Annotated in this window: 10 protein-coding genes and 1 riboswitch; of the genes, 5 read left to right on the top strand and 5 right to left on the bottom strand. The window is 69.4% G+C overall.

Going from position 1 to position 11,452, the window contains the following annotated elements; all coding sequences use genetic code 11:
- Positions 1-356 precede the first annotated feature (356 nt).
- Both AB0I59_RS30080 and mgrA read left to right on the top strand, forming a co-directional pair.
- The gene (locus tag AB0I59_RS30080) at positions 357-2,414 is read left to right on the top strand and encodes a S9 family peptidase (protein ID WP_061260009.1); all 2,058 of its coding nucleotides are present in this window, start codon (positions 357-359) and stop codon (positions 2,412-2,414) included.
- Entirely contained in the window at positions 2,411-3,436 is a 1,026-nt protein-coding gene (gene mgrA / locus AB0I59_RS30075; RefSeq protein WP_061260010.1) for an L-glyceraldehyde 3-phosphate reductase, read from the top strand. Before AB0I59_RS30080 ends, mgrA begins: the two co-directional genes overlap by 4 nt.
- 33 nt (positions 3,437-3,469) lie before the next feature.
- Here mgrA and AB0I59_RS30070 read toward each other — a convergent pair whose 3' ends face one another.
- A complete protein-coding gene (locus AB0I59_RS30070; protein WP_061260011.1) occupies positions 3,470-5,845 on the bottom strand; it encodes a flippase-like domain-containing protein in 2,376 nt (791 codons plus the stop codon).
- Between the two features lie 177 nt (positions 5,846-6,022).
- On the opposite strand from AB0I59_RS30070, the gene AB0I59_RS30065 reads away from it, so the two are divergent.
- Together AB0I59_RS30065 and AB0I59_RS30060 are read left to right on the top strand one after the other, a co-directional pair.
- Positions 6,023-6,370, top strand: a complete 348-nt coding sequence (locus tag AB0I59_RS30065) for an RpiB/LacA/LacB family sugar-phosphate isomerase (protein ID WP_358138255.1) — start codon at positions 6,023-6,025, stop codon at positions 6,368-6,370.
- Positions 6,371-6,380: 10 nt separating this feature from the next.
- Positions 6,381-8,444: a molybdopterin-containing oxidoreductase family protein gene (locus AB0I59_RS30060; RefSeq protein ID WP_061260012.1), complete on the top strand. Its 2,064-nt coding sequence runs from the start codon at positions 6,381-6,383 to the stop codon at positions 8,442-8,444.
- A gap of 91 nt (positions 8,445-8,535) precedes the next feature.
- On the opposite strand, the gene AB0I59_RS30055 is transcribed toward AB0I59_RS30060, so the two are convergent.
- Entirely contained in the window at positions 8,536-8,982 is a 447-nt protein-coding gene (locus AB0I59_RS30055) for a GNAT family N-acetyltransferase (protein ID WP_358138253.1), read from the bottom strand.
- A 105-nt stretch (positions 8,983-9,087) separates the two neighbouring features.
- Here AB0I59_RS30055 and AB0I59_RS30050 point away from each other — a divergent pair, with 105 nt between their 5' ends.
- Complete coding sequence (locus AB0I59_RS30050; protein ID WP_061260014.1) at positions 9,088-9,540, top strand: hypothetical protein; 453 nt, start codon at positions 9,088-9,090, stop codon at positions 9,538-9,540.
- Positions 9,541-9,593: 53 nt separating this feature from the next.
- On the opposite strand, the gene AB0I59_RS30045 is transcribed toward AB0I59_RS30050, so the two are convergent.
- From AB0I59_RS30045 to AB0I59_RS30035, 3 genes are all read right to left on the bottom strand, one after another.
- Positions 9,594-9,971 (bottom strand): VOC family protein, encoded by a 378-nt coding sequence (locus tag AB0I59_RS30045; RefSeq protein ID WP_061260015.1) that lies wholly within the window; start codon positions 9,969-9,971, stop codon positions 9,594-9,596.
- Between the two features lie 145 nt (positions 9,972-10,116).
- A complete protein-coding gene (locus tag AB0I59_RS30040; RefSeq protein ID WP_061260016.1) occupies positions 10,117-10,443 on the bottom strand; it encodes a DMT family transporter in 327 nt (108 codons plus the stop codon).
- Between the two features lie 41 nt (positions 10,444-10,484).
- Positions 10,485-10,547, bottom strand: a riboswitch (guanidine-III (ykkC-III) riboswitch).
- A 24-nt stretch (positions 10,548-10,571) separates the two neighbouring features.
- A complete protein-coding gene (locus tag AB0I59_RS30035; protein WP_063818954.1) occupies positions 10,572-11,372 on the bottom strand; it encodes a class I SAM-dependent methyltransferase in 801 nt (266 codons plus the stop codon).
- Positions 11,373-11,452: the final 80 nt, after the last annotated feature.

Here is an 11,452-nt window from a genome sequence, read left to right as displayed (position 1 = left end):
CAAACCGTCCCATTTCGGAACACTTGACCCGAACCCTGCAACCCGAGAGGAATCGCAGCCGCCCCGTCTCCGGGGCAACCCCTCTAACTTACCAGACCAGAGACGTTCTCGCGAACTAATCTTCAGAACCAGCGTGTTTCAAGGGAATATCGACGTTTCCCGCACTCGCCCATGCTTGATCACCGAAGAGATCGGAAGGGGTTGTGCCGGGCGTTGCCGACGGCAAAAGATTAGCAGTCATTCGGAGCACCCGAGTACGGATCGAGCAGGCCGCGATCCCCGCGCCCATCAAGTGGGCGCAAGCCGTACGAAACGAACCCCCGCGGCCCGCACGGGCCCGAACATAGACTCGGCCCGTGAGCAGCGAGATGCCACCTGTGGCGAAGAAGATTCCGGCCGCCCGCACCCATCACGGCGACATCGTGATCGACGAGTACGCGTGGCTGTTCAAGAAGGACGATGCGGACACCATCTCCTACCTGGAGGCCGAGAACGCCTACACGCAGCAGGTGACCGGCCACCTGAAGGACCTCGAGGAGACGGTCTTCCAGGAGATCAAGGCCCGCACCCTGGAGACCGACCTGTCGGTCCCGACGCGCAAGGGCGCCTGGTGGTACTACTCGCGCACCGAGGAGGGCAAGCAGTACGGCATCCACTGCCGGGTCGCGGCGGACGGGGACGATCCACCCGCGCTGACGGCCGGGGAGCCCCTTCCCGGCGAGCAGATCCTCCTGGACGGGAACGTTCTGGCCGGCGACAGTCCGTTCTTCGCACTCGGGACGAGTGCGGTCAGCCCCGACGGCACGATGCTGGCGTACTCCACGGACTTCTCCGGTGACGAGCGGTTCACGCTGAGGTTCAAGGACCTCGGTACCGGCGAGCTCCTCCCGGACGAGATTCCGGGCATCTTCTACGGCGGAACGTGGTCGGCCGACGGTTCGACGTTCTTCTACACCACGATCGACGAGGCGTGGCGCCCCTATCGGGTGCACCGCCACACGCTGGGATCCGAGGAGGACGTCCTCGTCTACCAGGAGGACGACGAGCGGTTCTGGGTCGGCATCGGACTGACGCGCAGCCAGCGATACCTCGTGCTCAGCGCGGGCAGCAAGATCACCAGTGAGGTCCGGGTGCTGGACGCCGCCGACCCGACCGGCGAGTTCACCGTCGTACGGCCGCGCCGCACCGGTGTCGAGTACGACCTCGACCACGCGGGCGACCACTTCCTGGTCCTGCACAACGACGACGCGCGGAACTTCGAGCTGGCCACCGCGCCGATCGACGACCCCGGGACGTGGACGCCGCTGATCGAGCATCGCGAGGACACCCGGCTGCTCGACGTGGACGCCTTCAAGGACCACATCGTCGTGCACTTCCGCCGCCAGGGGCTGACCGGCATCAGGATCCTGCCGGGCGGGGCGCGCGAGCCGTACGAGATCCCGTTCCCGGAGCCGCTCTACGAGGTGACACCGTCGGGGAACCCGGAGTTCGAGGCCACCCGGCTGCGGCTCGCCTACACCTCGATGGTCACTCCGCCGTCGGTGTACGACTACGACCTCGCGTCGGACGAGCTGATCCTCCTCAAGCGGAGGCCCGTGCTCGGCGGGTACGACCCCGAGGACTACGAGCAGTTCCGCGAGTGGGCGACCGCCGAGGACGGCACCCGGGTGCCCATCTCGATCGTGATGAGGAAGGGCACCGCCCGGCCCGCTCCCACCCTCCTGTACGGCTACGGCAGCTACGAGACGTCGATCGACCCGTACTTCTCGGTGGCCCGGCTGTCGCTCCTCGACCGGGGGTTCGTCTTCGCCGTGGCGCACGTCAGAGGCGGCGGCGAGATGGGCCGCGGCTGGTACGAGGACGGCAAGCTGACCAGGAAGAAGAACACCTTCACCGACTTCGTGGCCTGTGCCGGGCATCTCAAGGCCGCGGGCTGGTCCAGCGCGATCATCGCCCGGGGCGGTTCCGCGGGCGGCCTGCTCATGGGCGCGGTCGCCAACATCGCGCCGGAGGAGTTCGCCGGGATCGTCGCCGAGGTGCCGTTCGTGGACGCTCTGAACACGATCCTGGACCCGTCGATGCCGTTGACCGTCATCGAATGGGACGAGTGGGGCGATCCTCTGCACAATCCGGATGTCTATGCCTATATGAAGTCGTACTCGCCATACGAGAACATCGACGGCAGGCCGTACCCGCCGATCCTGGCGATCACCAGCCTGAACGACACCCGCGTGCTGTACCACGAGCCCGCGAAGTGGATCGCCAGGCTGCGTGCCACCGCCCAGGGTGGCCCGTTCCTGCTCAAGACCGAGATGGGCGCGGGCCACGGCGGCAGGAGCGGCCGCTATGACGCGTGGCGCGAGGAGGCCTTCGCGCTGTCCTGGATTCTCGACAGAGCTGGAGTGACGGAATGACCTACACCGCTGCCGACGATCGGTACGGCCCCATGCCGTACAACCGGACCGGGAGAAGCGGGTTGAAGCTGCCGGCGGTCTCTCTGGGGCTCTGGCACAACTTCGGGGACGACAAGCCGATCGACACCCAGCGCGCCATCCTGCGCCGGGCGTTCGACCGGGGCGTGACGCACTTCGACCTGGCCAACAACTACGGCCCACCGTACGGCTCGGCGGAGATCAACTTTGGTCGCCTCTTCCGCGAAGATTTCGCGAAATATCGGGACGAGCTGGTGATCTCGACGAAGGCGGGCTACGACATGTGGCCCGGCCCGTACGGCGAGTGGGGCTCGCGCAAGTACCTGCTGTCCAGCCTCGACCAGTCGCTCTCGCGCATGGGCCTGGACTACGTGGACATCTTCTACAGCCACAGGTTCGACCCCGAGACGCCGCTCGAAGAGACCATGGGGGCGCTGGACCACGCCGTGCGCTCCGGCAAGGCGCTCTACGCCGGGATCTCGTCGTACTCCCCCGAGAGGACGAAGGAGGCCGCGGACATCCTGCGGGCCATGGGGACGCCGCTGCTCATCCACCAGCCGTCGTACTCCATGCTCAACCGGTGGATCGAGGGCGGCCTGCTCGACACCCTCGAAGAGGAGGGCGTGGGCTGCATCGCGTTCTCCCCGCTGGCCCAGGGCATGCTGACCGACCGATACCTGGACGGCATCCCCCAGGGATCCCGGGCCGCCCAGGGCAAGTCCCTGGACCCCGGACTGCTGACTGACGAGACGCTGCGGCACATCCGCACGCTGCACGAGATCGCGCGCCGGCGCGGCCAGTCCCTCGCGCAGATGGCCCTGGCGTGGGCGCTCCGGGACCGGCGGGTGACCTCGGTCCTGATCGGCGCGAGCAGCGTCGCCCAGCTCGACGACAGCCTCGACGCGGTGAAGGGCCTCGACTTCACGCAGGACGAGCTGGACGCCATCGACAAGGACGCCGTTGAGGCCGGCATCAACCTCTGGGCCGCCTCCAGCGACGGCTGACCGGGCGCCCTCTGGCCGTACGGGTTCGTACGGCTAGAGGGCGTTGTGGCGTTGCAGCCAGGCGAAGGACGCCCAGCCGGGCAGGACGGGCAGCCAGAACGTCATCAGCCGGTACAGCAGCACAGCCGACAGGGCGACGGACCTGTCCATCCCGGCGACCGTCAGCCCCACGGAGAGCGCCGCCTCGACCGCCCCCAGACCACCCGGTGTGGGGGCGGCCGAGCCGATCGCGTTGGCCGTGAGGAAGACCACGGCGATCGCCGCGAAGCTCAGGTCACCGCCGAACGCCCGGACGCACGCGTACAGGCAGGCCACGAAGGCGATGGTGAGCAGAAGCGTTCCGCCGACCGCTTCGAAGATCTTGGACGGCGACTGGAGCACGTCCAGCAGCCGGGGCACCACACCGGAGAACATCGCACGCAGCCGTACGGTCACGAACCGGCGCAGCGGCCGGACGGCCAGCACGATCAGGCAGAGCACGGCGGTCGCGAGCAGCGCGATCAGCAGCCCGCGTGACGGGGTCAGAGAGGGCGCCGCCTGCGTGCCCGTGATGTATCCGAAGAACAGCAGCAGCATGAGGTGGAACATCAGGCCGATGAGCTGGGACGCGCCCACGCTCGCCACCGCCGGGCCGGAAGGGATGCCGCGTTTCTGCAGGTATCTGGTGTTGATCGCGACGCCGCCGACCGCGGCGGGCGCGACCAGCTTGACGAACGACGCGGCGAACTGCGCCAGGACCGTCGGCCCGAGCGGGAGATGCTCGGGGACGAACCCGCGCAACATGATCGCCGCGGCGACATAGCTCAGGCCGGCGCCGACCAGAGCCACGCCGCCCCAGGCCCAGTTGGCGCTGGTCACCACCGAGAACAGGTTCACCTGGCTGATCTGGGAGAGCAGGATGTACGCGGCGATGGCGCTCGCAATGATCGTCACCAGGGTCTTCGGCTGGAACCGTTCGAGCCGGACCTCGTCCACCTCGACCTGCGGCTTGAGCGCGACGATCTGCTCGCGGAGAGCGGGCAGGAGGTTCTTCTCCTTGCGCGCCGCGGCGCGGGTGCCGCGGCTGAGCGCGATCCGCTGCAACAGCGGCAGCGCCCCGGCGAGCGTGTCCGCGCCCAGCACGGCCGCCGCCGAGGCGACCGAGCGCTCCGGCCCCACGCGCAGGCCCAGGTAGGCCAGGAGTTGAGCGAGGTCGAGCCGGAGCAGCAGGTCACCGGCCGCGATCTCGCCGCTCCGCGCGTCGACCAGCAGCACCCGGCCGTCCTTGTCCACGTGGATGCTCTCGCCGGTGAGGTGCCGGTGCGCGAGCCGGTGCGCCTGGAGCAGCCGCACCTGCTCCCAGATCTGGGCGAGCAGCGCGTCGTCGATCTCGTCGTCGCTGAGCTCCTCCAGCGAGCGGCTTCCGACGTGCTCGTAGGCGAGGAGCGCCGCCTCCGTGCCCACCTCGCTGGTGCCGAGGAGGCGCGGCAGGTTCGCCCCGGCCGCCTGGGCGGCGTACGCCATCAGGGCCTCGCGCTCCAGCTCGGCCCGGAGCGAGCGGATGGCCCGTCGTCTCGTGTCGGGGTGCAGCCACACGCGCCGCCACAGCCGGTAGGCGATCCCGGCCACCTGCCGGTCACGGTCGAGGACGGTCACGTCGAGGTGGCTCTTGTCCGCGAGCCCCACGAGGTAACGGCGGCTGCCCGAGCTGTCGTCCTCGACCCGCCGCGCGCTCACCGGGACGAAGCCGAGGCGCCTCAGCGCGGCGACCACCGCGCTGCCCGGCGGCCGGGTGTTCGCGCTGCCGATGCCGTACAGGGTGCCGAAGCCGACGGCGAGGCCGACGAGATAGGTGACCATCACCCCGAGCGCGGTCACCCTGGTCGCGGTGAACAGGGCGAACACGTCGAGCACGATCGCCGCCGCCATCAGCGCGCGCCATCGGGGCCGGCGGGACATCCGTACGGCCGTGGCGTACGCGACGGCGGGGGTCAGCACGGTGTTGAGCGGCTCGACGTCCCTGCCGCCGGTCAGGAGCTGCTTGAGTTCGAGAGGGCCGGATCCGATCAGCCACTCGTCCAGCGAGTACGAGATCAGCAGGGCGAGGATGGCGGCGATCAGCCCCTGGGTGACGCGCATCCCGTCGCGGTGGAAGACCCGTTCGACGGCGAACGCCACCGGTACGACCAGCACGAAGATGCCGCCGAGCAGGCCCGATGCGGACGACAACACGTCGGGCGCGCGCCCGGTGCCCGCCTGGACGTCGGTCTCCAGGCCGTTGAGCGTGCGCTGCAGCGCCAGGGCGAGCAGCACCACCGCGACGAGCGCCACCAGGGTGAGCAGGAAGCGCAGGGCGTCGGACGGGCGGCGGATGCGCTGCGGCAGCAGGGGCTCGACGACGAGGACGACTCCGCGATCAGGAGTCTCCATCGTCGTGTTCTTCTCCTTTATGCCCCTCACCACCAGCGATTCTGTGCGATCTTCGCACTCAGTGTCCACAATCGATGCCATGCGACTTTCACTCGCCTCGGACAGCCTTGATGGCATAGCGTCACATATCGTGACCGAAGCGGAGCGGCGCGGCATTCAGTCACACTCTATGGAGCGTTGGCCCCAGGTGGCCGGGCGGATTGGGCGTGGTGCTGCTCCGAGGCCGCGCGGGACGTGGCGGCGGGCCGGGCGGACCAGGGCATCGTCTGCTGCTGGACCGGGACCGGGGCCTCGATCGCCGCGAACAAGGTACCGGGCGTACGCGCCGCGCTGTGCGTCGACGCGGCCACCGCGGCGGGCGCGCGCACCTGGAACGACGCCAACGTTCTCGCGCTGAGCCTCCGGCTGACCTCCCGCCAGATCCTGACCGAGATCCTCGACGCGTGGTTCTCCACGGGGCCGAGCACCGCCGAGGACGACCGAGCGAACGTCGACCGGCTGATAGATCTTGAGGGGGGCTCGTAAAGTTACCGCCATGGAATTGCGCGTTCTGGGTGCCTGCCCGCTCGACTGCCCCGACACGTGCTCGTGGGAGGTGACGGTCAGGGACGGCCAGGCGGTCGGCCTGCGAGGAAACCGTGATCATCCGTTCACACGGGGCGCACTCTGCGTGAAGGTCAACCGCTACCTGGAGCACACGCGAGCGGCCGACCGGATCCTGCACCCGATGAAGCGGGTGGGGCCCAAGGGTTCCGGCCGGTTCGAGCGGATCAGCTGGGACGAGGCGCTCCGAACGATCGCCGACCGGCTGACGGGCATCGTCGCCGAGCACGGCGGCGAAGCCATCTGGCCGTACCAGGGCACCGGCACGCTGGGGTTCATCCAGGGTGAGGGCGGCCTGGCCGGGCGGCGGTTCTGGAACGTCCTCGGCGCGTCCCAGCACGACCTGAACATCTGCTCACGCGCGGGGAACCTCGGCGTCACGTACGTCAACGGCACCCCCGGCGGCATGGACCCCGAGACGTTCGCGTTGTCCAAGCTGATCCTGCTGTGGGGCACCAACACCCTGACCAGCGGTCACCACATGTGGAAGTTCGTCCAGGACGCGAAGGCGAACGGCGCGCACGTCGTGGCGATCGACCCCATCAGGACCCGCACCGCCGACCAGGCCGACGAGCACCTGCCGATCCGGCCGGGGACGGACGGCGCCCTCGCCCTCGGGCTGCTCAACGTGGTCCTGGAAGAAGGGGCCGAAGATCGGGAGTACCTGGAGAACCACACCCTCGGCTGGGACGAGTTCAAGGCAGAGATCCAGAAATATCCTCCGAGCAGGGTGGCCGAGATCACCGGCCTGCCCGAGGCGGACATCCGGGCACTCGGCGTACGGCTCGCGCACACCAGGCCCACCGGCATCCGCGCGACGATGGGCATCCAGCGGCACGAGGGCGGAGGTGCCGCGATGCGCGCGATCGCCTGCATCCCCGGGGTGACGGGCGACTGGCGGCATCCGGGAGGCGGCGTGTCCTATTCCACGTCCGCGCACTTCCCGCTGCGCGTGGACCCGCGCGACGACCTGCTGGAGAAGCCGGTCCGCACGCTGACGATGACCCGACTGGCCGACGGCCTGGACGAGTCCGTGAAGTGCCTGTGGGTCTATGCCGCCAACCCGCTCGGCTCGACCTCCGACCAGAACCGCGTACGCGAGGCGATGCTGCGCGAGGACCTGTTCACGGTCGTGATGGAGCAGTTCCCGACCGACACCGTCGACTACGCCGACATCGTGCTGCCCGCGACCATGCAGACCGAGCACATGGACCTGCACGCGGGCTACGGCCACATGTACGTGATGTGGAACGAGCCCGCCGTCGAGGCCCCCGGCGAGTGCGTGTCCACGACGGAGACTTTCCGCCGGCTGGCCCGGCACATGGGCCTGACGGAGCCCTCGCTGTACGACTCCGACCTGGAGCTGGCCGAGCAGCTCCTCAGCGGGACGCCGGGCATCACGCTGGAGCGGCTGCGCAAGGAGGGCTGGGCGCGGCTCGCGGTCGACGACCCGTTCGTCCCCTTCACCGACGGCTTCCCCACGCCGTCCGGCAGGCTGGAGTTCGTCTCCGAGCGGGCCGAGGCCGACGGCCTCCCCAGGGTCGCGGGATACGTCCCCTCGCTCAGCGCCCGTACGGCGTCGGCGACGAAGCTGACGCTGATCACGCCTGCCTCGCACACCTTCCTCAACACGATCTTCAGCAACAACCCCGAGCTGCTCAGACGGTCCAAGGGACCGCGGGTCATGATCAATCCGGCGGACGCGGAGGCGCGCGGGCTCACCGACGGGCAGCTCGTCAGGGTGTTCAACGACAACGGGGAGTTCTCGGCGTACGCGGAGATCAGCGACCGGGTCAAGCCCGGTGTGGCCGCGGCGCCGAAGGGCCACTGGCCCAAGCTCAGTCCCGGCGGCTCGAACCCCAACTCCGTGGTGGACGAGCGCGACGCCGACATGGGCCGCGGCGCCGTGTACCACGACAACCTCGTCGACATCGCCCCGGCGCCGAAGGGGTCGCGTCCAGGCGATCCGAGCCAACGGCCCGTCTCCGAACGTTGACCGGATATCAGCGCCCAGATGGCGGCTCCTGACATCCCGATTTCCCCATCAAGGTTGGGTGCGGAGCCGCCAGATCCGAGCGGGAACCACGTCAGAGGCGGAGTTTGAAGCCCTCGTGGGAGGGGGTGAAGCCGAGCGAGGCGTAGAAGCGGTGCGCGTCATTCCGCGCCTTGTCGGTCGTGAGCTGGACGAGGCCGCAGCCGCGCTCGCGTGCCCGCTCGACGGCCCACTCCATCATCCGGCGCCCGATCCCCCGGTTCCGGTACGGCACGGCCACCCGGACCGCCTCGATCTGGGCCCGCTCCGCCCCTCGCCGTGACAGCCCCGGGATGAACGTGAGCTGGAACGTCCCGATCACCTGGCCGTCCTCCTCCGCCACGAGCAGCTCGTTGCGCGGATCGGCCTCGATGACCTCGAAGGCCGCCATGGGGTCGACTCCCTTGCCCGGCTCGCGGGCCGCGGCTATGGGGTCGTCGTCCAACATCGCCAGGATGGCCGGGACGTCGTCGCGCCGGGCCGTACGGAAGGAAACGGACATACGGCCGAGCCTAGCGGCGACGGAGGTAGGGCAGAGGGGCGGCTCAGGGTGCGCTCAGGGGCTTCCCCGATGCCACGGAGGCGTGCCGGATTGCAGCCTTGAGATATGAACGAACTGACTCGACGTGACGAGATGTCCCTGGCCGGCGCGGCTCTGCGCGGCGCGCCCTGGAAGGCCGCCGCGGTCTCGGGCGGAGCGGTCGCGGGCACCAGCTTCCTGATGGGCCTCGTCCTGCCGGGACCGCCCGACCTGACGTGGGCCCTGTGCCTCGGCATCAGCGTCTTCACGCTGGTGGCCGCCATCGGCGCGATCTCGAAGCCGGACCAGGGCGATCGGGTCACCCAGCAGGCGCGGCGCTGGTCACTGCGCCACCCGTGGCGCTTCGCGCTCTATCCGGGCGTCGGCACCGCGGTGCTGATGTATCCGGTGCAGCTCGTCATCGACAGGGAAGGCGTCTTCGGCGCGGCGTGGGACGCGCTCTGGGGTGGCGCGCTCGTGTACCTGGTCACCGGGCTGCTCGCGCTGACCATGCGCGGCCGGGCGCGGGGCAACGGCTGACGCCGGTCCTCGGGCGTCCTCTTCCGATGAGTGACGCCCTCGGGCACGGCGCCTCAGGCGTTGCGCTCCGCCTCGCTCCTGCAGACGCAGAACTCGTTACCCTCCGGGTCGAGCAGCGTGACCCAGCCGGTGCCGTCCGGGTTGCGGTGGTCCTCGTACGGCTTGGCGCCCAGCGCGACCAGACGCTCGACCTCCTGGTCCCGGGTCGCCCCATCCGTACCGGTCACGTCGAAGTGGAGTCGATTCTTGATCGTCTTGTCTTCGGGGACCTGGATGAAGAGCACGTGGGGAGGCCCGTCCGGCCGGTCGAGCATGACCTCGTCGTCACCGGGCTCGGAATCGACCAGCGGCCAGCCGAGCGCCTCGCTCCACCACTGGGCGAGCTCGTACGGCCGGGCGCTGTCGACGGTCATCGTGTGGATCTCAATCATGTCGCCCAGCCAAGCGCGACACCGCCAAAGCTGTCAAGCCGGTTAACCGCTGGCGAGGCGGGAACACGCCCCGGAGGGTTCCGGCGGGCGGGGAGAACTGGCCGGGCTCGCGGGGCCGGAAGAGCCGCCGCGCGACGGAGCCGGGTCAGTGCGCGGCGCCGCCCGCGAGGTTGAGGCCGATGACCCCGATGAGGATGAACACGATCGAGACGATCTTCAGGAGGGACGCGTTGTCCCCCAGCAGGGCGATTCCCAGGATCGCGGTGCCGATCGCGCCGATCCCGGTCCAGACGGCGTAGGCCGTACCGACCTCGAGGCTCTTGAGCGCGAACGACAGCAGCCCGAAGCTGAGGATGGAGAAGACGAAGAATCCGCCCGACCACCACGCGTGCGAGAAACCGTCGCTCATCTTGAGCGAGTACGCCATGGCGACCTCGAACAGGCCGGCGACGATGAGCAGGATCCAGGCCATGGTTCCCCCTTGGGACGAGACGTGACTTCCTGGTGACAGGGAGTGCGTCGTCTTCGCTTTCCGGGTACGGCGCGTCTCGTCCGGGATGGCCATAAGGCCCATCAGGGGAGAACGTAACATATCTCCGCTTATTTCCCGGTATCCCACCAGATTGTGACGAATCGGCGTGGCGGAAGCGGCCACAGGCCGAATTCCTCGACCACTCTCGCCACCTCCGGAGCCCGCGCCGGGTCCAGGCAGAGCCGACGGCAGGCACCCGCGGACATCTCCTCGATCGACTCGAAGGGCGCGTCCGGCGCCGTGTGCGCCTCCGACTCCGCCACGAAGCCCATCTCCCTGACAATGGACAAAACGTCGTCCGACGTCGGGCGATCCGGCCTGGTCAGGCCGTGAAAGTGTTCCCAGAGCGGGTTCAGCCAGCTCATCGGGTGGACCAGAGGCAGTTCGAGCACCACCCTGCGGCGCGCGTGCGCGTCCAACGCGGCCAGGAAGGGCACCAGATCGGGCACGTTGAAGACGACATGCGCGCAGACGACCACGTCCGCCGCGGGTGTGCGCTCCGCCACGTCGGGCCAGCGGCCCTCGACCAACCGGATCGTCCCGCATCCGACCTCGCGCCCGCGCTTCGCCAGCGCGTCCAGCATGGCCCGGTTCTCGTCCACGGCGATCAGCGTCGCCGGGCGCAGCGGAAGGCTCCCCGCGCCGGTCCCCGCGCCGACGTCGAGGACGGATCCCTCCTCGGGCAGCGCCTCACGCGCCCGCTCGTAGGTCGGCCCCTGAGGAGCGGCGAGCAGCGTGTCCGTCCTCCTCGCGAAGCGCGCGACGTGATGGGTCCACGGGCTGGCCGGCGCCTTCGCCACGATCTCGTCCGGGATGCCCCAGGAGGTCAGGTCGGCCCGCCAGCGGGCCGCTCGCTCGTCAAGGCTCACAGCTCCCCACAGTACTTGTCGCGCTCTGTGTCCATTGGCGCTCGCTGCGCTCACGCGGGCTCGGGGCGCCCTTGAGACGA

The organism is Microtetraspora glauca (assembly GCF_040656155.1).
Classification (GTDB): domain Bacteria; phylum Actinomycetota; class Actinomycetes; order Streptosporangiales; family Streptosporangiaceae; genus Microtetraspora; species Microtetraspora glauca.
This window is presented reverse-complemented; position numbering and strand designations above follow the sequence as displayed.

Bases quoted from the DNA above. Each gene is read 5' to 3' on its own strand.
- mgrA (WP_061260010.1), top strand. From the start codon at position 2,411: ATGACCTACACCGCTGCCGACGATCGGTACGGCCCCATGCCGTACAAC.
- AB0I59_RS30070 (WP_061260011.1), bottom strand. From the start codon at position 5,845: ATGGAGACTCCTGATCGCGGAGTCGTCCTCGTCGTCGAGCCCCTGCTG.
- AB0I59_RS30060 (WP_061260012.1), top strand. From the start codon at position 6,381: ATGGAATTGCGCGTTCTGGGTGCCTGCCCGCTCGACTGCCCCGACACG.
- AB0I59_RS30055 (WP_358138253.1), bottom strand. From the start codon at position 8,982: ATGTCCGTTTCCTTCCGTACGGCCCGGCGCGACGACGTCCCGGCCATC.
- AB0I59_RS30050 (WP_061260014.1), top strand. From the start codon at position 9,088: ATGAACGAACTGACTCGACGTGACGAGATGTCCCTGGCCGGCGCGGCT.
- AB0I59_RS30045 (WP_061260015.1), bottom strand. From the start codon at position 9,971: ATGATTGAGATCCACACGATGACCGTCGACAGCGCCCGGCCGTACGAG.
- AB0I59_RS30040 (WP_061260016.1), bottom strand. From the start codon at position 10,443: ATGGCCTGGATCCTGCTCATCGTCGCCGGCCTGTTCGAGGTCGCCATG.